The sequence below is a fragment of the Nocardioides ganghwensis genome, assembly GCF_014779655.1.
Taxonomy (GTDB): domain Bacteria; phylum Actinomycetota; class Actinomycetes; order Propionibacteriales; family Nocardioidaceae; genus Nocardioides; species Nocardioides ganghwensis.
The window spans coordinates 201,954-227,338 of record NZ_JACXYX010000003.1 but is presented as its reverse complement, the minus strand read 5'-3'; the positions used below and the strand labels follow the sequence as shown (position 1 = coordinate 227,338).

At 74.0% G+C, this 25,385-nt stretch carries 20 protein-coding genes; 6 read left to right on the top strand and 14 right to left on the bottom strand.

What is annotated here, in order from left to right; genetic code table 11:
- Nucleotides 1-4: 4 nt before the first annotated feature.
- From IEZ24_RS05085 to IEZ24_RS05065, 5 genes are all read right to left on the bottom strand, one after another.
- Nucleotides 5-1,507, bottom strand: coding sequence for a PQQ-binding-like beta-propeller repeat protein (locus tag IEZ24_RS05085; protein ID WP_129453034.1), 1,503 nt, complete (start codon nt 1,505-1,507; stop codon nt 5-7).
- 150 nt (nt 1,508-1,657) lie between these two features.
- The gene (locus tag IEZ24_RS05080) at nt 1,658-1,924 is read right to left on the bottom strand and encodes a hypothetical protein (protein WP_129453035.1); all 267 of its coding nucleotides are present in this window, start codon (nt 1,922-1,924) and stop codon (nt 1,658-1,660) included.
- A 164-nt stretch (nt 1,925-2,088) separates the two neighbouring features.
- On the bottom strand, nt 2,089-4,056 hold the full coding sequence (locus IEZ24_RS05075) for a carboxypeptidase-like regulatory domain-containing protein (RefSeq protein ID WP_129453036.1): 1,968 nt from the start codon (nt 4,054-4,056) through the stop codon (nt 2,089-2,091).
- 450 nt (nt 4,057-4,506) lie between these two features.
- A complete protein-coding gene (locus IEZ24_RS05070) occupies nt 4,507-5,739 on the bottom strand; it encodes a fatty acid desaturase family protein (protein WP_129453037.1) in 1,233 nt (410 codons plus the stop codon).
- 34 nt (nt 5,740-5,773) lie between these two features.
- Nucleotides 5,774-6,904 carry a ferredoxin reductase gene (locus IEZ24_RS05065; protein WP_129453038.1) on the bottom strand — a complete coding sequence of 377 codons (1,131 nt, stop codon included), beginning with the start codon at nt 6,902-6,904 and terminating at the stop codon, nt 5,774-5,776.
- Nucleotides 6,905-7,007: 103 nt separating this feature from the next.
- Here IEZ24_RS05065 and IEZ24_RS05060 point away from each other — a divergent pair, with 103 nt between their 5' ends.
- A complete protein-coding gene (locus IEZ24_RS05060) occupies nt 7,008-8,189 on the top strand; it encodes a helix-turn-helix domain-containing protein (protein ID WP_129453039.1) in 1,182 nt (393 codons plus the stop codon).
- Here the strand turns inward: IEZ24_RS05060 and IEZ24_RS05055 are convergent.
- The 6 genes from IEZ24_RS05055 to IEZ24_RS05030 form a co-directional block, all read right to left on the bottom strand.
- Complete coding sequence (locus IEZ24_RS05055) at nt 8,129-9,967, bottom strand: IucA/IucC family protein (protein ID WP_129453040.1); 1,839 nt, start codon at nt 9,965-9,967, stop codon at nt 8,129-8,131. The genes IEZ24_RS05060 and IEZ24_RS05055 overlap by 61 nt on opposite strands.
- The gene (locus IEZ24_RS05050; RefSeq protein WP_129453041.1) at nt 9,964-10,497 is read right to left on the bottom strand and encodes a GNAT family N-acetyltransferase; all 534 of its coding nucleotides are present in this window, start codon (nt 10,495-10,497) and stop codon (nt 9,964-9,966) included. The genes IEZ24_RS05055 and IEZ24_RS05050 overlap by 4 nt, the downstream gene beginning before the upstream one ends.
- Nucleotides 10,494-11,771, bottom strand: a complete 1,278-nt coding sequence (locus tag IEZ24_RS05045) for a lysine N(6)-hydroxylase/L-ornithine N(5)-oxygenase family protein (protein WP_129453042.1) — start codon at nt 11,769-11,771, stop codon at nt 10,494-10,496. The genes IEZ24_RS05050 and IEZ24_RS05045 overlap by 4 nt, the downstream gene beginning before the upstream one ends.
- Nucleotides 11,768-13,234 carry a pyridoxal phosphate-dependent decarboxylase family protein gene (locus IEZ24_RS05040; RefSeq protein ID WP_129453043.1) on the bottom strand — a complete coding sequence of 489 codons (1,467 nt, stop codon included), beginning with the start codon at nt 13,232-13,234 and terminating at the stop codon, nt 11,768-11,770. The genes IEZ24_RS05045 and IEZ24_RS05040 overlap by 4 nt, the downstream gene beginning before the upstream one ends.
- Nucleotides 13,235-13,424: 190 nt before the next feature.
- Nucleotides 13,425-14,915, bottom strand: a complete 1,491-nt coding sequence (locus IEZ24_RS05035) for an amidohydrolase (RefSeq protein WP_129453044.1) — start codon at nt 14,913-14,915, stop codon at nt 13,425-13,427.
- A gap of 23 nt (nt 14,916-14,938) precedes the next feature.
- Complete coding sequence (locus IEZ24_RS05030) at nt 14,939-16,180, bottom strand: amidohydrolase family protein (protein ID WP_207206660.1); 1,242 nt, start codon at nt 16,178-16,180, stop codon at nt 14,939-14,941.
- An 85-nt stretch (nt 16,181-16,265) separates the two neighbouring features.
- Here IEZ24_RS05030 and IEZ24_RS05025 point away from each other — a divergent pair, with 85 nt between their 5' ends.
- Nucleotides 16,266-16,916: a hypothetical protein gene (locus tag IEZ24_RS05025; RefSeq protein WP_129453045.1), complete on the top strand. Its 651-nt coding sequence runs from the start codon at nt 16,266-16,268 to the stop codon at nt 16,914-16,916.
- 59 nt (nt 16,917-16,975) lie between these two features.
- On the top strand, nt 16,976-17,599 hold the full coding sequence (locus tag IEZ24_RS05020; RefSeq protein ID WP_129453046.1) for a hypothetical protein: 624 nt from the start codon (nt 16,976-16,978) through the stop codon (nt 17,597-17,599).
- Between the two features lie 7 nt (nt 17,600-17,606).
- On the opposite strand, the gene IEZ24_RS05015 is transcribed toward IEZ24_RS05020, so the two are convergent.
- Nucleotides 17,607-19,136, bottom strand: coding sequence for a serine/threonine-protein kinase (locus tag IEZ24_RS05015; RefSeq protein ID WP_207206661.1), 1,530 nt, complete (start codon nt 19,134-19,136; stop codon nt 17,607-17,609).
- A gap of 20 nt (nt 19,137-19,156) precedes the next feature.
- Between IEZ24_RS05015 and IEZ24_RS05010 the strand changes: the two genes are divergently transcribed.
- The 3 genes from IEZ24_RS05010 to IEZ24_RS05000 are packed head-to-tail and all read left to right on the top strand — an operon-like array spanning nt 19,157 to nt 22,737.
- Nucleotides 19,157-19,735: an RNA polymerase sigma factor gene (locus IEZ24_RS05010; RefSeq protein ID WP_191192816.1), complete on the top strand. Its 579-nt coding sequence runs from the start codon at nt 19,157-19,159 to the stop codon at nt 19,733-19,735.
- Nucleotides 19,732-21,246, top strand: a complete 1,515-nt coding sequence (locus tag IEZ24_RS05005) for a M1 family metallopeptidase (RefSeq protein ID WP_129453047.1) — start codon at nt 19,732-19,734, stop codon at nt 21,244-21,246. The genes IEZ24_RS05010 and IEZ24_RS05005 overlap by 4 nt, the downstream gene beginning before the upstream one ends.
- A gap of 18 nt (nt 21,247-21,264) precedes the next feature.
- Complete coding sequence (locus IEZ24_RS05000) at nt 21,265-22,737, top strand: carboxyl transferase domain-containing protein (RefSeq protein ID WP_129453048.1); 1,473 nt, start codon at nt 21,265-21,267, stop codon at nt 22,735-22,737.
- 67 nt (nt 22,738-22,804) lie between these two features.
- Here IEZ24_RS05000 and IEZ24_RS04995 read toward each other — a convergent pair whose 3' ends face one another.
- Together IEZ24_RS04995 and IEZ24_RS04990 are read right to left on the bottom strand one after the other, a co-directional pair.
- Nucleotides 22,805-23,848 (bottom strand): coiled-coil domain-containing protein, encoded by a 1,044-nt coding sequence (locus IEZ24_RS04995; protein ID WP_129453049.1) that lies wholly within the window; start codon nt 23,846-23,848, stop codon nt 22,805-22,807.
- On the bottom strand, nt 23,841-25,319 hold the full coding sequence (locus IEZ24_RS04990) for a coiled-coil domain-containing protein (protein ID WP_129453050.1): 1,479 nt from the start codon (nt 25,317-25,319) through the stop codon (nt 23,841-23,843). The genes IEZ24_RS04995 and IEZ24_RS04990 overlap by 8 nt, the downstream gene beginning before the upstream one ends.
- Nucleotides 25,320-25,385: the final 66 nt, after the last annotated feature.

Below are 25,385 nucleotides of genomic sequence, written 5' to 3'. Positions count from 1 at the left end.
CGCCCTAGCGGCGGTCGTGGACCCGGACCAGCCCGGCCAGGGTGCCGAGCCAGGCGGACCCGTCGCGGTCGAGCATGATGCGCGACCCGTCGCTGCCGGCCAGCAGGCCGGTGCCGGTGCGCACGCCCCACCGGTTGCGGCCGGTGCCCGCGTCGATCGCGGTGAGGTACCACGCGCTGACGCCGGTCAGGGAGGGCCGCTTGGTCCAGGCGTAGAGCAGCCCGTTGGCCCGGCTCGCGACCGCGCCCGAGGCCGGTGACACCGCGTCGCTGGTCCACGCGAGCACGCAGGCGCCGTCGACGACGTCGACGCGGGCGATGCCCGGCTGGGAGGTGAACCCGAGCAGGGTGCTGCGCGGCGACGAGTAGCCGTCGTTGTTGGTGACGACCACCCCTGACCCGAGCGGGGCCAGGTCGCTGTCGGTGGCGCCGTCGCCCTTCTCGAACACCGGCTGCCGGCACACCCGCCGGCCGTCGGCGCGGGCGAGGAGGACCACGCCGAGCCGGTCGTCGACCTCGTCGGTGATCGCCACGATGCCCCCGTCGAGCAGGGCGGGGGCGGACCCGCTCGACCCGGCCTGCTCGGTGCGCCACACCGGCAGCGGGGTCCCGTCCGCGCCGACGGCGAGCCGGTGCAGCGCCTCGTCGGTGACGACGTACGCACCACCCTCGTCGGTCGTGACGTCGCGATCGACCTCCTCGCCCAGGTCGACCACGCCGACCTGGCCGGTCGCCGGGTCCACGGTGCCGACGAGGCCGGCGTGCGAGGCCCACCAGATGCGGCCCGACCAGTCCGGCGCGACCGAGACGAGGCAGTCGCCGTGGGGGACGTAGGGCTTGAGGTCCCACTCGGCGTCGGTCGCCAGGTCGGCCCCACCGTCGGCGGCGGTCCGGACCGCGAGCACCCGACGGTCCCCGGTGGCGACCACGGCCCGGTCCGTGGTGTCGAGGTAGACCGCCTCGCCGTCGCACGCGGTGTCGTCCGGCACGTCGGGGAGGTCCAGCGTCGACACCGGGCGCAGCGAGTCGGGGTCGACCAGGCGGAGCGTACGCCCGGACCCGCTGGCGCAGAGCGCGACGACCGCGCCGGTCGAGGTGAGCTCGAGCCGGCCGCAGCGCTGGAGCCCGAACCAGGCGGTGTCCACCTCGGGCTGGTGGCCGAGCGGGCCGGAGCGGTCGGCCGGGTCGCCGGCCGTGCGGTGGGGGTTCTGGGCGACCTCGGCGACGGCGACGGGGTGCGGCGACGAGGGGCGCCCGACGTACTCGGGTCCGGCCCAGACGCCCGGCGCCGGCGGTACCGGCAGCCAGCCGTCGGGCACCACGACGACGGCGAGCGCGACGAGTGCGGCGCCCCCGGCCAGCCAGGCGGCTGCGCGACGGCTCACGTGGGTGCGGTCCTGCACCCACCAGCGCACCCGCGGGACGCAGAGCAGCGCGGCGGCGACGAGCAGGACGACGGGACCCTGCGCGACCCACAGGAGCAGGAGCGCGCCGACCAGCCAGACCACCGGGCGACCCTAGATGAGCAGGGGGCCCGCTCGACGGAGGCACATCGGGCACGCCCGATGCGGTGGGTCACACGGGACCGGTCCGGCGCCCGCGAGCACGCGTCGGCCGGTGGCTCGGTGGGTGGCTCGGCGGGTGGCTCGGTGGACCGCTCAGTCGGTGGCGACGCTCGGGTGCGGCGCGGTGAGGGTGAGGTCGGCGAACACCCCGTGCCCTCCCTCGTGCCCTCCGCCGCTGCGCAGGAAGATGCGCGAACGCCGCGGGTTGGGCACGCGCGTCGGCGGCGCCTCGTTGATCGGGATCTGCTCCTGGCCGTCGCCTGCCTCCGGATGGCGTGCCACCAACGACCCCGTGAACTGTTCGAGCGACTTGATGCGCCCGCTGAGATCGATCCCCTGGTTGTCCCGGTCGCGCTTCATGAGCGACTCCTTCTGTCCCCACAGGCGGTCCCCCACGGACCACCTGTGGACGAGGCTAGGAGCGTGCCGGGGAGCGCAGCAGGGACTAGGAGAACCCTTCGGGAAGTCTGCGGGAGACGGTCTGGACCAGACGGTCGGGGGCCGCACTTCCTTGACGGGACGCGTCAGCGCACCTTGCCGAGCTTGAGGGTCACCACCTTCGCGGTGCCGGCCGCGGAGAGCTTCACCCGCACCTTGAGCGCCTTGCCCGGGAGGGCCTTGGTGACCTTGAGGGCGGCGCGGGTGGCCTTGCGGATCTTCTTCGAGCCGGAGTACCACTGGAACGAGTAGCGCACGCTGGTCCGCAGCTCGGTGACGAGGTCGACCACCTTGACCTTGCGGCCGACGACCGGCTTGCCCTTGGTGTCGAGGCCCTTGGCCAGGGCGGCGAGCTGCGTCGCCACGCTCGTCGTCGGCGTCGGGGTGGTCGTCGGGGACGTCGTGGTGGTCGGGGGCGTCGTGGTCGTCGGGGGCGGGGTGTGGGTCGGGGCCAGCACGGCGTCCCGGCCGGTGGCGCTGGCGCCGGTGGCGACGGTGATGTCGTCCGCCAGGTCGATGGACGCCTTGTCGTTCCAGAACTCCGTGCGCAGCTGGTCGGAGTAGTCGCGGAAACGGAGCCGGTAGGTGCCTCCCGGGAGGCCGCGCAGCTCGTAGGCGCCGTCCTCGACCCAGGTCGAGGTGACCCACTCCCAGCTGCCGTCGACCTTCTCGTAGGCCGTGACCACCACGTCACCGACCGGGAGCGGGGCGGTGACCGTGCCGGTGATCATGGCGTACCGGGCCAGCTCGGCGTCCTTCCCCGCGACGGTGGCACCGGCCGTCACGCCGACGGGGGTGGCCTCCGCGAGAGTGACGACGTCGTCCCAGTACTCCGCGAGGTGGTACCCGTACTCGTCGTGGAACCCGACGACGTGCTCGCCGGTCGGCAGGCCGCTCACGTCGTAGGCGCCGGATCCGTCGGTGTAGGCGTGGGCGACCTCCTCCCAGCCGCTGTCCTCGTGGTGCGCGTAGACGGTGACCGTGACGTCGGCGAGGGGCGTGCCGGCAGCGTCGGTGACCCGTCCGGTGATGTGACCGCCCACCGCGAGCACGGCGTCCGTGCCCGTGACCGTGGCGCCGGCTCCGACGGGGATGGGGGTGGCTGCCTCGAGGCTGGCAGCGTCGTCCCAGAACTCGGTCACGTGGATGGACTCGGTGTCGCGGAAGCGCACGCGGTAGTCGTCGGCCGCCAGGCCACCGAGGCGGTAGTCGCCGGCAGCGTCGGTCCAGGCGGACGTGACCGGCTCCCACCCGTCCCAGGTGGTGTCGAAGGCGTACGCCGTGACCCGGACGTCGGCCAGCGGACCGTCGGCGCCGGAGACGGTGCCGGTGATCTCACCACCCCGGGCGAGGCTGGCGTCCTTGCCGGTGGTGTCCTGGCCCTCGCGCACGACGACGTCCTGCGCCGTGCCGACCGACGCGGCGTCGTCCCAGAACTCGGGGAGGTAGGTATCGGTGGTGTCGGTGAAGCCGATGCGGTAGGTGCCGCCCTCCAGGCCGCCGAGGTCGTACGAGCCGTCGGCCGACGTCAGCGTCTCGCCCGTGGGCTCCCAGCTCGTGGCGTTCCACGGCCAGGTGTGGCGGTAGGCGACGACGGCGACGTCGGCGAGCGGTGCGTCGGCGTCGCCGGTGACGGTGCCGGTCACGTGTCCCGCGCGGGTGACGACGGCGGTCTTGCCCGTGAGGACGGCGCCGGGCGCGACGTACAGGTCGTCCGCGGCCTCGAGGGTCGTCCAGTTCGACCAGTACTCCGTCGCGTGGTCACCCGACGGGTCGCGGAAGCCGAGCCGGTACGTGCCGGGTGCCACCCCGGTGAGCTGGTAGGTGCCCGTTGCGTCGGTCTCGGCGACGTGGTCTGCGATCCAGCCCCAGCCGTCGGAGGCGTACAGCGTCACCTCGGCGCCCGCGATGGGCGCGCCGCCGGTGACGAGCATCTGACCGCTGATGCTGCCGGCGGTCGAGGCGGCGGTGACGGCGGTCGTCGGCACGAGTGCGCCGACGAGGGCCACCAGCATCCCCAGGAGCAGGAGGGCAGGACGGGACGAACGAGACATGACGACCTTTCCGAGCGCCCTGCCGACGCAGGAGCATGAGCCCCGGATGCTAGGCGCCGGGACACGCCGGAGGGGCGGGAATCGCGAGATCAGACAAGGAATCCCTGACGCGCGTCCGCCGGTCCCGGACGCGGACAGCAACAGACCGGCGGTCCCCTGCACCGCCGGTCTGTCGTCTGTGTGTCAGCCGGCAGCGGGGCGCGTCGTGGACCCCACGTCCACCGCGCGACGCTGCCGGGGCAACGACGGCCGCGCTCCCTCAGCGCGGACGTCGTGCCCGGACTCCCCCACGGAGCCGATGCGGATCATCGGGACACGCCCGACGTGCCGCTCACCCTGGTGTTGCTCGTGCTCATCTCTTCTCCCCGTGTCGAGTGGTCACGACTAGAAGGATGCGGACGGAGCCGTCCTGATACATCCGTGTTTCGACGGATGTCCAGACCACCGGGGTCAGGCGGCGGCGCGGGCCTCGCTCTCGAGCTTGCGGCCCAGCAGGCGGCGCGTACGACGGTCGCCGGTGGCCATCTTGTAGAGGATGGCGAGCTGCTGAGGGGCGTTCTTCTTGTTCGTCGTGGCGAGCCAGCCGTTGGGCAGCGAGAGGCGGATGACCTTGTGCCACGCCGAGGCGACCTGCGGGACGAACGGGCGCGCGCAGTAGGTGAGGTCGTACTTGTCGAACAGCGCCTGCACCTTCGGCGCGATCTCCGCGTAGCGGTTCGACGGCAGGTCGGGGAAGAGGTGGTGCTCGATCTGGTGCGACAGGTTGCCGCTCATGATGTGCATGGCCTTCGAGCCGGAGATGTTGGCGCTGCCGAGCATCTGGCGGACGTACCACTCGCCCTTGGTCTCGCCGTCGATCGAGCGCTTCTCGAAGGTCTCGACGCCCTCGGGGAAGTGGCCGCAGAGGATGACCGAGTTGGACCACAGGTTTCGGACCACGTTGGCGGTGAAGTTGGCCGCGAGGGTCGGCAGGAACGAGCCGGTCGGGATCGACAGCACGGGGTGGACGACGTAGTCCTTGGTGGCCTGCTTGCGGATCTTCTTGAGGACCTGCTTGGCGCGGCGACGGAAGTCGGGGTCCTTGGTCTGCTTCTTGGCGATGACCGAGCCGAGCTCGAGGTCGTAGGCGGCGATGCCGTACTCGAAGAAGACGGCGTTGATGAAGCAGAACACCGGCTGGGCGAGCGAGGACGGGGTCCACGGCTGGTCCTCGTCGACGCGCATGATGCCGTAGCCGAGGTCGTTGTCCTTGCCGATGACGTTGGTGTAGGTGTGGTGGAGCTCGTTGTGGCTGTGCTTCCACTGCTCGGCGGGCGAGGCCATGTCCCACTCCCAGGTGCTGGAGTGGATCTTGGGGTCGCGCATCCAGTCCCACTGGCCGTGGAGGATGTTGTGGCCGATCTCCATGTTGTCGAGGATCTTGGAGACGCTCAGGCCGAGGGTGCCGAGGATCCACGCAGGCGGGAACGCGCTGAAGAGCAGCACCGCGCGCGAGCCGAGCTCGATCTTGCGCTGGGTGTCGATGACGCGCCGGATGTAGGCCGCGTCGCTGGCACCGCGGGAGTCGAGGACGTCCTGGCGGATCGCGTCGAGCTCGATGCCGAGCTGCTCGATGTCGGCCTCGGTGAGGTGCGCGATGGGGTTGGTCTGGCCGAGGACGGCCTTCTTCTGGACAGTGGTCATGTCGATCTCCTGGGGGTGTCGGGGAGGTCTGGTGTCAGTGGTCGATGTGGCACGGGCCGGCGGCGGCGTTGATGCAGGTCTGCACCTTGATGTCGCCCGTCTCGCCGGGGACCGCCGTGGTGATCGCGCCGTTGCGCAGGTCGCGGACGCTGCCCTCGCGCAGCGGGATCACGCAGCCCATGCAGATGCCCATGCGGCACCCGCTCGGCATGAGCATCCCGGCCTCCTCGGCCGCGTCGAGGATCGGCGTGGCGCCGTCGAGGTCGAGCGTGGTGCCCGAGGTGAAGCTCACCGTGCCGCCGTCGCCGGGCTCGACGCGTGCGGTGCGGAACTGCTCGGTGGTCAGGCTGAGCCCGGCGGCCTCGTGGTGGGCGGCGAGGGCGTCCAGCAGGCCGGCGGGACCGCAGGCGAGCGTACGGCGCTCGGCGAGGTCGGGGACCAGGTCGGCGAGGTCGTCGACGTCGAGGACGCCGTGCTCGTCGTCGTAGCGCGCGACGAGGCGGATCGCGCCGGCGGCGTCGAGCGCCTCGAGGTCGCGGATGAAGATCGAGTGGGGGTGGCTGGGCGCCACGTGGACGACCACGATGTCGTGGTCGGCGCTGCGGGCGGGTCGCAGGACGCCCTCGTCGGTGCTCGGGAAGAGGTTGCGCAGCATGCCGATCACCGGCGTGATGCCCGACCCGGCGGTGACCATGAGGTACTTGCCGCCCTCGGGCGGCAGGACGAACTCGCCGGCCGCCTGCTCGAGGTGGACGAGCGTGCCGGGCCGCGTCTCGTGGACCAGGTGGTTGCTCACCAGGCCGTCGGGGACGGCCTTGACGGTGATGGAGATGCGGCCGTCGCGGCGCGGGCCGTGGGTGAGCGAGTAGGCCCGCCACTGGCGTACGCCGTCGACGTCGATGCCGATGCGGAGGTACTGGCCGGGGACGTGGCCCGCCCAGTCCGCGCCCGGGCGGATCACGATGGTCGCGGCGTCGGCCGTCTCGGGGAGCACCTGCTCGATCCGACCGCGCAGGTCGGCACCCGAGCGCAGGGGCGCGAAGAGGTCCATGAAGTCGGCCGGGAGGTAGGGCGTGGTGGCGGCCTCGGCGACCCGGACGAGGTGGTCGCCCAGTCGTCGGGGTCGTGCCGTGCCGCGCACCGGTGGTTCGAGAGTCGTGCTCATGTCATCAAATGTCGCTCACCGCGGCCGGATCTTCCTGCCCTGCGCACGTGAATCCGGGCTAGACTCTTGTTCGCTTCGAACAAACTCAGTGACAGGAGGGCGGATGAGCGAGCGCCCTGTGCGTCCGGGCACACAAATGCAGACCATCGTCGGCCTCGACCCGAAGGTCGCCGAGGCCCTGCGTGCACGCCTGGCCGAGGTCGCCGACCGGGTCGTGCTCGCGATCATCGACGAGGTGCCGAGCTATGCCGGCGCACTGACCGGCCGGATGGGCGAGGTGATCCGCAACGCGGTCCAGCTCGCGCTCGGCGGCTTCCTCACCCTGGCCACCCGACAGGACGACAGCGTGCCGCGCGCCCCCGCGATCGAGGGCGCCTACCAGCTCGGCCGCGGCGAGGCGCGCAGCGGGCGGACGGTCGAGGCGCTCCTCGCCGCCTACCGCGTCGGCGCCCGGACGTCGTGGCGCGACATGGCCGACGCCGCGGTGGAGGCCGGCATCGACGCCGGGCAGCTGGCGCGGTTCGCCGAGCTCGTCTTCGCCTACATCGACGAGCTGTCGGCCGCGTCCGTCGCCGGCCACACCGACGAGCTCGAGAGCAGCGGTCGGGTCCGGCAGCGCAACCTCGAGCGCCTCGCGCGGGCGCTGCTGACCGGCGCCCCGGCCGACGCGGTCACCGCCGCGGCCGAGCGCGCCGACTGGGAGCCGCCGGCCACCCTCACCGCCGTGGTCCTGCCCGAGTCGCAGGTCTCGGCCGCGCTGACCGCCCTCGACTCCCGCACGCTGCAGCCCACCGACGACGTGCCGGGCCTGCCCGAGGGCCACGCCTCCCTCCTGGTGCCCGGCACCGGGTCGACCGGCGCGCGCCGCAGCCTCCTGCGCTCGCTCCGCGACACCGATGCTGTGGTCGGGCCGTCGACGCCGTGGCTGGAGGCAGCCGCCTCGCACCGGCGTACGCTCCGCTGCGCCGCCCTGGGGATCGAGGGCCTCGTCGACTCCGACGACCACCTCGCCGCGCTCGTCCTGGCCGCCGACCCCGAGGCCCGCGCCGACCTCCGCGCGCGGGTGCTCGCCCCGCTCGCCGACCTGCGCCCCTCGACGGCCGAGAAGCTCACCGACACCCTCCGCAGCTGGCTGCTCCACCACGGGCGGCGCGACGCGGTGGCCGAGGAGCTCTTCGTGCACGCGCAGACGGTGCGCTACCGCGTGGGGCAGCTGCGCGAGGTCTACGGCGACCGGCTCGAGGACCCGGCGTTCGTGCTCGACGCGACGCTCGCGCTGGCCTGATCCCGGGCCGCCGCGCGCCGCGCGACCGGTCGGGCCGCCGGGTTGGCGAGCGTCCCGGCGAAGACGAGCGACTCGGCCTGGTCGGCGAGGTCGACCATCTGGAGGGTGTTGCGCAGCTGGAGCCGGTTGAGGCAGCTGTGCGCGAACTCCGGGCGCAGCAGGTCGTACGTCTCCGCGGCCGCGGCGAGCTCCGGGTGGTCGGCGGCGTGGTCGGCGATGCAGTCGTGCACGAGGCCCCAGAACCGGTCATCGCCCAGCAGACCGGCGCCCGACAGGATCCCGCCCAGGTGGCGCAGGAAGCCGTCGAAGACGTCGGTGTGGATCGCGAGCGCGGCCAGGTCGGGGGTGACGACGGACCGGATCCGCTCGACCTCCTCGGGCAGCGGCCGATCGGTGAGGACGGCGACCTCCTCGCCGATGTCCTTCATGACCATCCGCACCGGGACGTGGTCACGCAGCACCATGACCAGGTTCTCCCCGTGCGGCATGAAGGCGAGGTCGTGGAGGAGCAGGCAGTGCACGAGCGGACGCAGGTAGGCCCGGAGGTAGGTCGCCACCCAGTCGGCCGGCTCGATCCCGGAGGCGGCGATGAGCTCGGCGACGAGCGGGACGCCGTCGCGGTCGCGGTGCAGCAGGGACGCCATCGTGGCCAGGCGGTCGCCCTCGGCCAGCCGCGGGACCGGGCTCTCGCGCCAGAGCGCGGCGACCATCTTGCGGTGCGCCGACGGGACCGGCAGCCGGTGGTAGGCGTCACCCGTCCAGCCGATGGCAGCGTGCTCCTTGAGCACGGTGAACCCGAGCGCGCCCAGCTCGTCGTCGGCGGACACCACGTCGTGGACCCAGTCGTTGATGGCCGGAGTGGCGGCCATGTACGCCGGGGAGAGGCCGCGGAGGAAGCCCATGTTCTGGATGGCGAGGGCGACCTTGACGTACGACCGCTCCGGCCGCTCGACGGGGAAGAAGGTGCGGAGCGACTGTTGCGCGCGGTGCACGACGTCCACCTCCCCCAGCGGCACCAGCGCCTGGCGGGCGACGTCGGGGGCGAAGCTGACGGTGAGCCGGTTGGTCCACTGCCACGGGTGCACCGGCAGGTAGAGGTAGTCGGCCGGGTCGAGGCCGAGGTCGCGCAGCCGCTTCTCGAAGTCGACGAGCACGTCCTCGCCCAGCTCGGCGAGGTAGTGCTCTTCCTCGGTCAGCCCGGCCGAGAGGGACAGGTGCGACTCGTCACGGCGCGCGGCGAGCCAGTGCAGGCGTACGTCCGCGCCGGTCTCCGGCGCATAGGCGGCGTGGTCGTCGACACCCCACCCGATGCGGCCGTTGCAGGCGACGAAGCCGGGGTGGCCCTCGGTCATCGCGGCCTCGATCGCCTGGTGGTCGGCGTGGACGAGGTCGGCGGAGGAGAGCCGGTGGTGGGTGAGCTTCCACGCGGCCGACGCGAGGGTGCTGGCGACCTCCTCGAGGTAGGTCGCGAGGAGGTGGTCGGGGATGCCGAGCGCGTCGTTGCAGTCGACGACGAAGTCCTGCGCGTCCACCGCTGCCGGGACGTCGGCGACGGTCCGCACGATCGTGGAGGCGTCGACGACCCAGTGCTCGAGGGGGTGTCGGCGCGCGCGGAAGGCGTACGCCGCGCGCCCGAGGTCGAGGCGCCAGCCGTCGCCGTCCTCGACCGGCGCGAGCAGCCGCTCGTGGCTGAACTCGGCGATCGCCTTGGCGACGAGGTCGCGGTGCGCGCGGGCCATGGTGGCAGGGGTCAGGTGCGAGGTGAGATCGGCGCTCATGCGGTTCCTCCGAGGGCGGATGCGGTGAAGTCGGCGCGGCTGCAGAAGCTCAGCGCTGCGGTCTTGTCGGGCAGCTCGACCTCCCGCGCGACGACGAAGCCGACCGCCGCGTTGAGGACGGCGATCTTGTCGTTGCGGGCGTCCGGCTCGACGACGACGCGGCGTGCGGCCGGGTCGGCGAAGCACTCCTCCATCACCCGCCGCACCACGGCGGCGGTGAAGCCGTGGACGGGGGCGTCGGTCGGCGCGACGAGCACGTGCATGCCGACGTCACCGGGGCGGAGCTCGGGCAGGCCGGCCAGCGGCGAGTGGGAGGGGTCGTAGCGCTCCATCAGGAACGCCGGCTCGCCGTCGGCGCGGCCGAGCAGCGCATGGTGGTGCGGGTCGTCGGCGATCCGGGCGTACTCGTCGTGCACCTGCGCCGGTGTGGCGTCCTGCATGCCCCAGAAGACGGAGCGAGGATGCGTGACCCAGGCGCGGAGCAGGGCGAGGTCGCGGCCGGGGTCGAGGGGTTCGAGGGTGAGCCTCATGCGGGCGCTCCGTCCCTGAAGCGGTCGGGGATGCCCCACTCCTGGAAGGCGATCCGCTTCTCGACGGCGTACGGCTCCCGGCCGAGCACCTGCGCGAGGATCACCGAGCTGCGCATCGCCCCCATGCCCAGGTCGGGCGCCACGAAGCCGTGGGTGTGCTCCTCGGCGTTCTGCACGAAGACCTCGCCGCCGGCGTGGTCGACGGCGAAGGTCGGGCCGGCGAGGAAGCGGCCGTGCTCGTCCCAGCGGATGCGGTCGCGCACGGGGTCGAGGAAGTCGGGGACCCGCGGGGCGTACCCGGTGGCCAGCACGAGGTGGTCGGTGCGCAGCCGACCGGTCGAGCCCTGCTCGGTGTGCCGCAGGTCGAGGGCGTACGTGCTGCCGTCCCAGTGCGCGGCGGTGACCTCGGTCGCGGTGAGCAGCGTGGTGGCGACGCCGCCGGTGGCCGCACGGCGGTAGAGCTCGTCGTAGATCGCGTTGATCGTCTCGGAGCTGATGCCCTTGGAGAGGGCGGCCTGGCCGCGCTGCACCTCGGCGCGCCGGGGCGCCGGCAGGCCCTGGAAGTAGGACGACCACTCGGGTGAGGTCATCTCGAGGGTGAGCTTGGTGTACTCCATCGGGAAGAAGCGCGGCGAGCGGGTGACCCAGCCCAGCTCGAAGCCGTGGTGCTCCTGCTCGGCGAGCAGGTCGGCGTAGACCTCGGCGGCGCTCTGGCCGCTGCCGACGACGGTGACCGACCCGCCGGAGAGGAGGTCGGCCTTGCGGGCGAGGTAGTCGGCGGAGTGCAGCGCGGGGCCGTCGAGGTCGAGGGGCAGGCGCGGCGCCGTCCCGGTGCCGAGCACGAGGTGACGCGCGCGCCAGGTGCGGCCCGTCGCGGAGCGTACGACGTAGGCGCCACCGTCGTGCTCGACGGCGACCACCCGCTCGCCCCAGCGGACGGAGTCGAGGCGGTCGGCCGCCCAGCGGCAGTAGTCGTCGTACTCGCGGCGCAGCGGGTAGAAGCTCTCGCGGATGTAGAACGGGTAGAGCCGGCCGACGTCCTTGAGGAACGCGAGGTAGGAGAACCGGGAGGTCGGGTCGGCCAGCGTCACCAGGTCGGCCATGAAGGGCACCTGCAGCGTGGCGTCGGGCAGCATCATCCCGGGGTGCCACGAGAAGGCGTCGGCCGCGTCGAGGAAGACCGCGTCGAGGTCGTCGATCGGGTCGGCGAGGCACGCGAGGCCGAGGTTGAAGGGGCCGATGCCGATGCCGAGGAGGTCGTGGGTGTGCGTCACCGCGCCACCGCCAGTCGCTCGGCACGCGGTCGCGGTGCTCCCGGTGCGCCGACCAGCCGCTCCCCCGCCTCGCGGACCATCGCGACGATCCCGAGGACTTCGTCGACGGTGGCGACGGGGTTGAGGAGGGTCAGCTTGAGGTAGGCGCGCCCCTCGACGCGGGTGGCCGCGACGAGCGCACGGCCGTCGTCGAAGAGCTCCGCGCGGATCGCGGCGTTGTGGCTCGCGAGAGCCACCTCGTCGAGCCCGTCGGGGCGGTGGCGGAAGACGATGGTGCTCAGCTGCGGGGCGGCGGCGAGGTCGATGTCGGGCATGGCGGTGAGCTCGGCGGCGACCGCGTCGGTGAGGTCGATGACCGTGTCGAGGTGCTCGCCGATGGCGTCGGCACCCATCATCCGCAGGGTCATCCAGAGCTTCAGCGCCTCGAACCGACGCGTGGTCTGCAGGCTCTTGTCGACCTGGTTGGGGTGGGCGGAGTCCTTGGGGTTGAGGTAGTCGGCGTGCCAGGTGACGTGGCCCAGCGTGCTGCCGTCGCGCACGACGAGCGCGCTGCACGACACGGGCTGGAACCAGGTCTTGTGGAAGTCGACGGCGACCGAGTCGGCGAGCTCGATGCCGGCAAGGCGGCCGCGGCGACGCGGCGAGACCAGCAGCCCGCCGCCGTACGCCGCGTCGACGTGGCACCACGCGCCGTACGCCCGGGCGAGCGCCGCGACCTCCGGGAGCGGGTCGATGGCGCCGAAGTCGGTGGTGCCGGCGGTCGCCACGACCGCCATCGGCACGAGGCCGTCCGCCGTGGTGTCGGCCAGGGCGGCGGCGAGTGCGGCGGGGTCCATCCGGCGGGAGGCGTCGACGGGGACCGCGACGACGGCGTCGTCGCCGAGACCGAGCACCCGGGCAGCCTTCTGCACCGAGAAGTGGCCGTCGGCGCCGGCGAGGATCCGCAGCCGGTCCGCCGGCGCCACCTGCTGGCCGCGGGCGAGGAGGAGCGCCTGGAGGTTGGACTGGGTGCCCCCGGTCGTGAAGATGCCGTCGGCGCGCTCGTCGTACCCGATCCGGGCGGCGGTCCAGTCGACGAGGTGGCGCTCGATGAAGGTCGCGCCGGCGCTCTGGTCGAAGGTGTCGAGACTGGAGTTGACCCCGCTCACGAGCACCTCCGCCATGAGCGCCGGGATCACGACCGGGCAGTTGAGGTGGGCGGCGGCGGTCGGCTCGTGGAACCAGATCGCGTCGTCGAGCCAGAGCCGCGAGAGCTCGGCCAGCGCCTCCGACCCGCCGCCGAGCGGGCGGTCGAGGTCGACGGCGGCCACGCGCTCGGCCGCGTCACGCGGGGTCACGCCGGTGAGCGGTCGCCCGGCCGTGCCGGCGAGGTGGCCGAGCAGGTGGTCGAGGGTCGAGCCGACGGCCTGCCGGTAGTCCGCGGCGTTGGCCGGGTGGAACAGGTGCTGCGGGGGTGCGGACACGGGACGTCCCTCCGAGATGAGTTAGGTAAGGCTTACCTTACTCACAGCAAAGTGGGGTGACGCCACGTGTCGCCGGTCACACCGGGCCGGCCCGGGAGCCCGGGAGCCCGGCCCGGGAGGCGCTGTAACGCCGGGTTGGTGCTTGTTCTACCCACGGCAGAACATAGGTAGAACAAGCACCAACCCGGCGTCACATCTCGCGGGCGTACGCGGGGGCGCCGGCGACCCAGGTGACGACGACCTGGTCGGCGAAGGCCCGCAGGCGGGCGGCGTGCGCCCGGTCCGAGCCGCCCTCGAGCGGGTCGGCGTCGAGCAGGACGAGGTCGGCCGGGTGGCCGACGGCGACGGTGCCCCAGCCGTCGGTCGAGGCGGCGAGCGCCTCGGTTGCGGTGATCGACTGCTCGGGGTGCCACGGCTCGCGGTCGTCGCCGGAGCGGTGCACCGCCGACGCGATCGCCAGCCACGGGTCGAGGGGCGAGACCGGGGCGTCGGAGCCCAGCACCACGTCGACGCCGTCGTCGAGCATCCAGCGCAGCGGGAAGCAGCGCTCGGCGCGCCCGGGCCAGAGCCGCTCGGTGACGTCGCGGTCGTCGAGCAGGTGGGCGGGCTGCACGCTCGCACGGACGCCGAGGCGCGCCATCCGGCGCACGTCGTCGCGGGTGGTGAGCTGCACGTGCTCGATGCCGCCGCGGGCGCCGGTGGCCTCGCACGCCGCCAGCGCCTCGGCGACGGCACGGTCGCCGATGGCGTGGACGGCGACGTCCAGCCCGCCCGCGGCCGCGCGGGCGAGCAGCGCGCGCAGCTCCTCGGGGCTCTGGTTGGGCTGGCCCTCCTCGGCTCCCGGCACGGCCTTCTCGGCGTAGGGCTCGCAGCACCACGCCGTACGGGTGTTGAGGGACCCGTCGCTGATGATCTTCAGCGGTCCCATCGTCAGTCGGGGGTCGCCGTCCAACGGGTCGCCGGACCGCAGGCCCCTGGAGAGCACGTCGTCGAGGCCGTCGGCGTAGCAGGCGTGGCGGATCCGCAGCAGGTCGGCGCCCTCGGCCCAGCGCGCGGCCCAGTCGGCGACGCCGCCGCTGAACTCGAGGTCGACCAGCCCGACCACGCCCTGCGCGGCCGCTGCCTCCATCGAGCGGCGGTAGGCGTCCGGGCCGGTGCCGTCGGTGCCGAGCACGGTGGCCAGGCGCCCGTAGGCCATGAACCACTCGGCCTCGCTCACCACGCTGTCACGCGTCGGCAGGGCGAGCATGTGCAGCGCGGTGGTGTTGAGCCAGCCGTGGTGGCCGTCGCCGGCGATCAGCACGATCGGCTGGTCGGTGTCGATCGCGTCGAGGTCGGACACGGCGGGGTTGTCGGGCCAGGCGGTCGGCCGGTGCCCCCACCCGATGACGGGCAGGTCCGGCCACTCCGCGAGCCGCTCGCGGACCGCCGCGACGGCCTCGGCGCTGGACCGGGCCGGACCGAGGTCGAGACGGGCCGAGGCCAGGGTCCACTGGCCGAGGTGGACGTGCTGGTCCCACAGGCCGGGCATCAGCCAGCGGCCACCCGCGTCGTACGCCTCGCCGCCGCCGGCGGGCAGGTCGGCGCCGACCTCCACGACGCGCCCGCCGTCGACCCGTACGTCGACGAGGCCGGGCACGGTCCCGGTGACGGCCACGAGGCGGGCGTTGCGGATCAGCATGGGGCCACCGTAGGAGGTGACGGTCACCTCTCGACCGCGACCCCGCCCACCCACACCGCCCGGGGGCGGGCGAGGACGGTGATGTCCGCGGCCAGGTCGCCGTCCACGACGAGCAGGTCGGCGAGCCGGCCCACCGCCAGCCGGCCGGCCGCGACGCCGCAGTCGTCAGCGGCGACGGAGGTGGCGGTGGCAAGCGCCTCCGCCACCGGCCAGCCACCGTCGACGAGGGCGGCCACCGCGCGCCACAGGTGGCCGTGGGGCTTGGCGGGCATCGCCCCGGCGTCGAGCCCCGACACGACCCGGATCCCGTGCTCGCGCAGCCGGGCGGTGTTGCGGGCCGCCCGCGCGAAGTGCTCGTCGCGGTCGGTGATGCCGAGGCGCTCCAGCATCTCCAGGATGTGCGGCGGCATCTCCGCGACGGGCGGGAACCGGGACGGGTCGTTGCCCAGCGTCGGGTCGACCGTCATCCCGGCGGCGGCGACCCTCCCGAGCAGCGCGGGGGGCGGGGCCGCGCCGCCCTCGGCCAGGCAAGTGAAGTGCTCGAGCCCGTCCGCGCCGGCCGCGACCGCCACCTCGGCACCGGCGACGGAGTGGGTGTGCGCCACCACCCGCAGGCCCGCCGCGTGCGCGGCGTCGACGATGCGCCGCAGCGGGACGACCTCGAACTGGGCGCCGAGCTGGTCGCTGCCCGGGGTCAGGAAGCCCCCGCTGGACATCACCTTCACCAGGTCGACGCCGCGCTCGACCCGCTCCGTCATCGCCTGCGCGATGGTCGGGGGGTCGTCGGGGTCGACCTCGCCGCCGAGGAAGTGGCAGTGCCCGAGCGGGATCGTGACGGGCGGACCGGCAGCCACCACCCGCGGCAGGCCCTCGGTCTCGCGACCCCGGTGCGCGAGCACCCGGTAGGCCACGTCGCCGAGGTCGCGCACCGTCGTCACGCCGGCCGCGACCTGGGCCGTCAGGCTCGCGGTCACCACCTCGTCCACCGCCGCGGGGGAGGCACTCCCCGCCCACTCCAGGCTCCCCGGCGTACCGGGGAACGCGCCCGACGCGACGAGGTGGACGTGGCAGTCGACGAGCCCCGGCAGCAGCGTGCCGGCGGCCTCCGTCACCGGCACGTCGGGCGGCAGGGCGTACGCCGCGGGCTCGACGCCGACGATGCGGTCCCCCTCGACCACCACCGTCGCGCCGCCCGGCAGGAACCGCTCCCCGTCGAAGGCACGACCCGCCCGTACGGCCCACCGCGCGCCCATCCCCCGACCCATCCACCGATGGTGCGCCCGCAGACCGATCGGTGCACCCCGTCGCGCCGCTGGACCAGACCACGCGGGCTGCCGACATAATGGCCGGGTGGAGTGGCGGGGGCCTGTCGTGCTGGTCGCGCTCCTGGCGATCGGCGCCGGGAGCGGGTACGCCGCGTCCGCACAGAGCCGCGACGCGAGCCCGGGGTCCGGTGTCGCGACACCGGTGCCGGCCCAGCGCCCGGAGATGCCCGTCGAGGCCCCGCGTCCCTATGCCCCGGACCCCGACGACCCGGCACTGCAGCCCGACCTCCAGATGGCCCCGGCCACCCTGGGCACCGGCAAGTTCGAGATCACCTTCCCCGCACCCGTCGGCTGGCGCACGAACGCCAACGCCAGCAACGAGTGGAAGTGGAAGAAGCCCGGCACGTCCAACAACAGCTACGTGATGCGGATCGAGCAGATCGACAGCCAGGACATCACGATCGAGGACGCTATCGACATCCGCATCGACCGCCTGCGCGACGAGCAGGAGGACGTCGAGATCCTCGACCGCGGCGCCGCGTCGCTCGAGTACACCTACCGCAGCAACGAGGGCAACGCCCGGCACAGCTTCATGCGCTGGCTCGACCTCGACCTCAGCGGGCAGGCGGACGTCGAGATCGTGGTGCACGGTCGCGAGCGCGACGTCGCCGGCGCCAAGGACCTGATCAGGCGGGTGGCCGAGGGGATGAGCGGCGCGGGCGGCGGACCCCTGTGACCCTGTCCGGGACGCCGGGGCGAGACCGTACGGCTCCCACCACCCATCGGCTCGCGGCCGTGCTCGCGCTGCTGCTGGCGCTCGGTGCCGCGCTGGGGTTCGGTGCGTCCTGGGTGCTCGGCGAGAACCCGGCGGGGCAGGGGGCCGCGTCCCCCGTGGCGGCGAGCTCTCCGAGCCTGCCGGTGGACCCGGTGCCCGAGCTGTTGCGCGACCCGACCACCCCGGCGCTGGCGCCGGCGGTCCCCCTCGTACGCCAGACGGTCGGGGCCGGCGGCTTCCGGATGTCGGTGCCGGTGCCCGAGGGCTGGATCTTCTCGGAGAACTCGCTCAACGAGTGGCAGTGGCGCCCGCCCGACCAGCCCGCCTTCGGCTACGTCCTGCGCGTCGAGCAGGTGCTGAGCAACCGGCGCTCCATCGACTGGACCCTCGACCGGCGCATCGACGAGCTGCGCGAGGACGAGAGCAACCTCGACGTCCTCACCGAGACCGGCGACAGCCTGCACTTCTCGTTCGTCACCTCCAACCACCTGCGCCACGGCTTCCTGCGGTGGCTCGACCTCACCGGGTCGGACAACGCCCAGGTCGAGATCGCCGTCACGGGGCGCGAGGCCGACGTACCCGGCATGCGGGACCTCATCGCCCGGGTCGCCGCCGGTGTGGAGCTCGGATCCCGGGAGGGCTGAGCGGGGCTCAGACGCCGAAGGTCGTCACCGAGTCGAGGACCCGGTTGGCCGTCCCGCGGTCGTCGCTGCGGATCTGGATCCACAGCAGCTGGTTCTGGTTGAGGCGGATCACCCGCTCCACGGTGACGTCGAGACCGGGGCAGTCGTAGAAGAAGACCGTCATGAGGTCGTCTCCGTCGCGCTCGTCGAAGACGGGCCCGCGCGACGGGCCGCACTCCGGGTGGCTCGGCACCCGGGAGGGCAGCTTCTCGCCCGGCAGGATCCCGACGAAGACGCCCGGCGCCGGGGCGTCGGCGGAGTTCCAGCCCTCCCTGCTGCCCGAGGCGATCGACGGCTGCTCCGACCTGTCCTCGATCGGCGTCCACGGCTCGGGATCGACCTGGGCGGTCCAGGACTCCGGCACCGTCACCGAGATCGTGCCCGTCGAGTCCTCGACCTGCCGCTCGGCGGTCGACGCCCGCTCCGCCGCCCAGCCCGCACCGGTGCCGGCGGCGAGCGTCAGCAGGGCCGCCGCCACCCAGGGCCAGCGTCGCCGGCCGCCCGCTGCCCCGGTCGCGACCTGGCCCGACACCTCGCCGGCCTCGCCGGCCTCGCCGGCCTCGCCGGCCTCGCCGGCCGCCGTCCCGCCGCTCGCGGCGGTGTCCGCGGCCGTGTCCGCCGGACGCCGGGCCGAGGTCGCGAGGTCGGGGTCGACCGGGATCCACGCCGCGGGGGTCTCGTCGACGTCGCCGCCCAGGGCGTCGACCAGCGCGGCCGTGAAGGCCGCGACGTCCTCGAAGCGGTCCTCCCGGTCCTTGGCGAGGCCCCTGCGGACCACCGCCTCCGCGGCGGGGTCGTCGATCCCCATCGGCGGCGGCGGCGCCGGGTCCTCGGCCGCGGCGAGGCTCCGGTGGTCGAAGGGCTGGCGGCCCGCGAGGAGGTAGTAGCTCAGGGCGGCCAGCGAGAACTGGTCGGCCCGCGGGTCGAGCGCCTCGCCCAGCGCCTGCTCGGGGGCGACGTACGTCGGGGTGCCGCCGACCATCGTCAGCCGGGACGACATGTCCATCGCCTTGCCGAGGCCGAGGTCGCCGAGCATCGCCACGACCTGCGAGCCGCGGGCGTTCTCGATCGTGCGGAACAGCACGTTGGCGGGCTTGACGTCGCGGTGCAGCACGCCGCGGTCGTGCAGCGCGCTCAGCCCGCGACCGACCTGGGTGATCACCGCGAGCGCCTGGGCCCGGGACAGGCCCGTGAGCTCGAGCCGGTCGGCCAGCGTGCCCTGGTCGGCGTACGCCATCACGAGGTAGGGCCGCTCGTCGTCGAGCTCGCCGGCGTCGTAGACGGTCACGACGTGGGGCGACTCGACCTTGCGCAGGAAGCGTCCCTCCTCGACGAACCGCTGCCGGATGTGGAGGTCGCCGGTCCAGTTGTCGGCGAGGACCTTGATCGCCACCGGGGAGTCGAGGTGCTCGTCGTGGGCGAGCCAGACCGTCGCGAACGCCCCGGACCCGATGCGGCGGCGCACCGGGTACCGACCGAGACGTGAGGGAGCGGACACCCGGGCATTATCGTGCAGGCGTGAGCTATTCGGGGGACCCGGGCGACGCGCTGGCGCCGGACGACATCGACGACCTGGCCCGCCGCGCGCGCGAGGGGGACCGCGACGCGCTGGAGACGCTGCTCGCCGCCGTACGCCCGCGCGTGCTGAACATCTGCCGCGGCGTGCTCCCCTACTCCGGTGACGCCGAGGACGCCTGCCAGGAGGCGATGCTCAACGTCGCCACCAAGATCGGCTCGTGGGGCGGGCGCGGGCGGTTCACCACCTGGCTGCACATCGTGTCCGTCAACAGCGCGCGCACGACGTACCGCCGGCTCAAGAACCTCGCCACGCCGACCGACTTCGAGGACGGCGCCCACGACCGTCCGGACCCGCGCACGACCAGCGTGATCGCCGGGACCCGGCTCGACCTGCTCGAGGCGATGGACACGATCGAGCAGGACCACCCGCAGTACGTCGAGCCGCTGCTGCTGCGCGACGTCTACGGCCTGCCCTACGACGAGATCGCCACCCTGGTCGGCGCCCCGCTCGGGACCGTCAAGGCGCAGATCCACCACGGCCGCAAGCTGGCGCGACCCCTGCTGCGCGGCGACCGGTGAGCCTCCGGCCCGCCCCCTCGGCCCTCGCGCTGGGCCTGTCGCTGGCGCTGCTGGCCGGCTGCTCCGGCCAGACGACCGGTCCCGACGAGCTGGGGGCGCCGCCGTCCGCCGCCGAGCCCGCCGACCCCGCCTCGACGGCGCCCGTGTCCGCGCCCGTCGTCACGGAGCCGGTCGAGCAGGACCTCGACCTCGCCGTCTCGACGCCGGTCGAGGACAGCGTCTACCCCGACGTCGGCGACCCGCGCGTCGACGCCCTGCACTACGACCTCGACCTGACCTGGGAGCCCGGCCCCGAACGGCTCACCGGTCGCGCGGTCCTCACCTTCCGGGCTGCCCGCACGGCGCCGAGGTTCCAGCTCGACCTCGGCGCTCCCCTGACCCTCGGGGAGGTCACCCTGGACGGCGAGCCGGTCCGGGTGTCGCGGCTCGGCAAGGACCTGGTCGTCAGGGCCCCGATCGAGCAGGACCAGCGCTACGAGCTCGTCCTCGACTACGCCGGCACCCCCGAGCCCGCCCCCGCGCCGACCACCCGCAGCGACTTCTCCTCCACGGGCTTCACCATCACCTCCTCCGGCGAGGTGTGGACGATGCAGGAGCCGTACGGCGCCTACACCTGGTACCCCGTCAACGACCAGCCCGCCGACAAGGCGCTCTACGACATCACCGTCCACGCGCCGCCGAAGTGGACCGGCATCGCCAACGGCGAGCTCACCGCGCTCGCGACCGACGAGGACGGCACCACCACCTCGTGGCAGCTCGACGAGCCCGCGTCGTCCTACCTCGTCACCCTCGCCATCGGCGACTACACCCACAGCAGCAACACCGCCGCCGGCGGCCTGCGCGTCGACTACTGGACCCCGCGCGGCATGACTCGCCCCCTCGACTCGATCCAGACCGCCGCCGCGACCGTCGACTGGGTCGAGGGGAGGCTCGGCGACTACCCGTTCGACTCCCTCGGCCTCGTGGTCACGGCCTCCCAGAGCGCGATGGAGACCCAGACGATGGTCACCCTCGGCAACAACGACTACGTCCTCTCGCCGCAGGTGGTCGCGCACGAGATCGTCCACCAGTGGTACGGCGACCAGGTCTCCCCGTCGGACTGGCGCGACGTGTGGCTCAACGAGGGCATGACGATGCTGCTGCAGTGGACCTACGAGGACGAGCACGACATCCGGCCGCTGCGCGAGAGCCTGCGCAACGCCCGCGGCGTCGACCAGCAGCTGCGCGACCAGTACGGCCCGCCCGGGGCGTACGACCCCGACCAGTTCGGCAGCTCGAACATCTACTACACGCCCGCGCTCATGTGGAACGAGCTGCGCGCCGACCTCGGCGAGGACGAGTTCTACCGCATCGCCCGGTCCTGGCTGGCCGACAACGACAACACGTCGGTCTCCCGCGAGCAGGTCTACGACCACTGGGAGGCCGAGACCGGTCGCGAGCTGTCGACGTTCTTCGACCGCTGGATCACCGGTCGGCGGACCCCTGCGCCGGGCGTGCCCTCCGCCGGCTGACCGCGGTTACCCTGCCCCATGACCCGCCTCACCGCACACGACCTGATCGACCTCGTCCTCGACGAGGGCTCGTGGTCCTCGTGGGACACCCCGCCGGCCCGCGACGGCATCAGCGAGGCGTACGCCGCGGAGCTCGCGGTCGCGGCGGAGAGGTCCGGCGTCGACGAGTCCGTCCTCACCGGCGAGGCGCGGCTGCACGGGCGGCGCATCGGGGTCCTGGTGGGCGAGTTCGGCTTCCTCGCCGGCTCGATCGGGCGCGCGTCCGCCGACCGGATCGTCGCCGGCATCGAGCGCGCCACCCGCGAGGGTCTGCCGCTCGTCGCCGCACCGGTCAGCGGCGGGACCCGGATGCAGGAGGGCACACCGGCGTTCGTGCAGATGGTGCGCATCTCCGCCGCGGTCGCGGCGCACCGTACGGCGGGCCTGCCCTACCTCGTCTACCTGCGCCACCCCACCACCGGCGGCGTGATGGCCTCGTGGGGCTCGCTCGGGCACGTGACCGTCGCCGAGCCGGGCGCGCTCGTCGGCTTCCTCGGCCCCCGGGTCTACGAGGCGCTCTACGACCGTCCCTTCCCCGAGGGCGTGCAGACCGCGGAGAACCTCTACGCCCACGGCATCATCGACGCCGTCCTCCCGCCCGAGGAGATCGCCGAGATCCTCGACCGCGCGCTCACCACGCTGATGGCCGCGCGCGAGGGTGTCGCGCCCGTCGCCGACCCCGGGCAGGAGGACGTGCCCGACGTCGACGCCTGGGACTGCGTGACCCGCTCGCGGCGTCCGGACCGGCCCGGCGTACGCCGGCTCCTGCGCTATGCCGCCAGCGAGGTCGTGCCCCTCAACGGCACCGGCCAGGGCGAGCGCGACCCCGGCCTGCTGATCGCGCTCGCGCGGTTCGGCGAGGCGCCGTGCGTCTTCCTCGGCCAGGACCGGCGCGGGCAGACGACCGACCACCCGATGGGGCCCGAGGCGCTGCGCGAGGCCCGCCGCGGGATGCGGCTGGCCTCCGAGCTCGGACTGCCGCTGGTGACGGTGATCGACACCCAGGGCGCCGCGCTGTCGGCGGCCGCGGAGAACGGCGGCCTCGCCGGGGAGATCGCCCGGTCCCTCGCCGACCTCGTCACGCTCGACGCGCCGACGCTGTGCCTGATGCTCGGCGAGGGCAACGGCGGCGGGGCGCTCGCGCTCCTGCCGGCCGACCGGGTCGTGGCCGCCCAGCACGCGTGGCTCTCGCCCCTGCCGCCCGAGGGCGCGTCGGCGATCGTGCACCGCGACCTCGACCACGCGTCCGAGATGGCGCGCGCCCAGCAGGTCCGGGCGATCGACCTCCACCGCCGCGGGATCGTCGACCGGATCGTGGCCGAGAAGCCCGACGCCGCCGACGAGCCGGAGGACTTCTGCCGTCGCGTGGGGGCCGTGCTCGAGCACGAGCTCAGCTCGCTCCTCGCCACCGGCCCGGGGTCGCCGGAGGAGCGGACGCGCCGCTACGTCTGACCGGCGGTCCGGGCCGGTGGTCGAGCGGTCAGTGAGGCAGGTTCTGGAGCTCGAGAACCTGCGTGGCTCACCGCTCCTCGGGGGCCTCGCCGTCCGCGCGCTCGGCGGCCTCGGCGGCCGCCGCGTCCTGGGCCTCGACGACCTCGGCCTCGGTGACCGGCTCGGGCACGTCGGGGGCGTCCGACCCGGTGCGTACGTCGGCCGCCGCAGCGGGCTCGCCGGGCAGGGCGACGCCGGGGACGGTGCCGGTCAGGGTGGCCAGCATCTGGCGGACGTTGGAGAGCTGCGCGTTGATGCTGTCGCGGCGCTGCGCGGCGGCGGCGAGCTCCCGGTCGGACTCGGCGCGTACGCGGTCGGCGGAGGCGCGCGCCTCGGCGACCATGGTGGTGGAGCGCTCCTCGGCGTCGGCGAGCATCCGGGCGATCCGCTCCTCGGCCTCGGCGCGGCTGCGCTCGAGCGCGGCCTCGGTGTCCTTGCTGCGGGCGGCCATCGCGTCGAGCTCGGCCTGGGTGGCGGCCTGCTGCGCCTGGAACTCGGCGGTCGCCTTCTGGCGGCGCTCGGCGAGCGTGGTCTCGAAGTCGGCTGCGGACTGGGCGGCCTTGGCGCGGGCGTCCTCGTAGAGGGCCTCGGCCTCGGCACGGCGGGCGGAGGCGTCGCGCTCGGCCGCGTCACGCTCGCCGTCGGCGGCCTTGCGGGCGTCGGCGAGCAGCCGGGCGCCGTCGGCGTCGGCGTCGCGGCGGGTCTCCTCGGCGTAGCGGTCGGCGTCGGCGCGCATCGCCCCCGCCTCCTGCTCGGCCTCCTTCCGGAGGGTCTCGACCTCGCCGAGCACGCGGTCGCGGATCTCGGCGGCCTCGGCCTCTGCGAGGGAGAGGATCTGCCCGACGCGCTCGCCGAGGTGCTCGTACGTCGGCAGCTCGGGCTCCTGCGCCTCACGCGAGACGAGGGCGTCGCGGGAGGCGGCGGCCTCGTTGCGCGCCTGCTCGGCGGCCGCCTCGGCGGACTCGAGCCGCCGGCGCAGCTCGGCGATCTCGGCCTGCGCCTGCCCGACGGCCCGCTCGACCTCGCTCGGGTCGTAGCCGCGGCGCACGGTCGTGAACATGTCTTCAGGCATCGGGGTTCTCCAGGGGTGACGGGGAGTGGTGGGGGTTGGGGGGTGACGGGTGCGGGGTGGTGCTCTCGGCCGTGGCCTCGGCCGGGGTCGCCTGCCGGCGCTCAGGCACGGCGAGCGCCTCGATCACGCCGGAGAGCTGAGCGAGCTCGGCGGCGATCCCGTCGCGCTGCGCCTGCAGCTCGGTGATCTCGGCACGGGCGCGCTCGACCGCCCGGCGGGCGCTCTCCCGGAGCTGGTCGGCCTCGGCCCGGCCCTCGGCGACGAGTGCGACGGACTCCTCGCGGGCCCGGCGGCGGTCCTCGGCGGCCTCGGCCCGGCTGCGGGTGACCTCCTCGGCGACGAGAGCACGCAGGCTCGCCGCGCCGGACTCCGCCTCGGCCCTGCGGCGCTCGAGCCGTTCGACGGCCCGCTCCGACTCGTCGGTGGCGTCGGCGACGATGCGGGCGGCCTCGGCCTCGGCCCGCGCGAGGGTGGCCTTGGCCTCGCTCTCCATCTCGGCGGCGGCGAGGCCCGCGGCGCGGGCGATGTCGTCGGCGCGCTGCTGGGCGTCGGCGAGCTGGAGCGCCATCCGTCCGGCGACGGCGGCGATCACGCCCTGCAGACGGCGGCGTACGAGCCGGGTGTGGGCGGCGACGTCGGCGTGGCCGGCCTTGCGGATCGCATCGGCCTCCGTCGCGGCGCCGGCCAGCACGGAGCGTACGGTCTGCGTCGCCCACTCGGTCTGCTCGGCGGCCTGGCGGAGCTTCTCCTCGCTCTCCGCCCGGGCCGAGGCGAGGGTCTCCTCGGCCGTGCGGCGCATCCGGTCGACCTCGGCGCCCGTGGTGCGGCGCATCTCCTCGACGTGGAGGGCGGCCTCGTCGCGCATCCGGGCCGACTCGGTCGAGGCGGTGGCGCGCAGCGACTCGGCCTCCGTCATCGCGGAGTCGAGGTGGCGCTGGCCGCCTGCCCGGCCCTCCTCGACGAGCCGCGCCGCCGTCTCCTGGGCGGCGGCGACGGCGGCCTCCGCCTCGGCACGTGCCGAGTCGAGCATCGCGGACGTCTCGGCGTGCGCGGTGTCGCGCAGCTCCTGCGCCTCGGCGCGGAGCGCGACGGCGTCCTGCTGCGCCTGGGTACGGAGCCGGTCGCCCTCGACGCGCGCGGCCTCGACCTGCTCGTCGCGCGCCCCCGAGGCCGACGACATCAGCAGGGCGGCCTGCTCGTTGGCGTCGACCACGATGGTCGCGGCCTCCTCCGACGCCCCGGCCAGCACCTCCTCGGCCTGCCGGCGGGCGCGGCCTGCCTCGGCGCGGTCGGCCTCGGCCTCGGCCTTGAGGGTGCGCAGCTCCTCGCGGAGGGCGCCCACCTCTGCGGTCAGGGCGTCGGCCTCCTGCCGGGCCTCGCTCACCAGCTGGTCGGCGACCTGCTGGGCGCGGGCCAGCAGGGCCGAGGTGGTGGGCTCGCCCGAAGCTGCCGCGGCGGCGTCCTGGGCCATCCGCCCGCTCCTTCCACACGATCCGAGGACCTCATTGTCGCAGCGCGGGGCCGCGACTGACAAAGG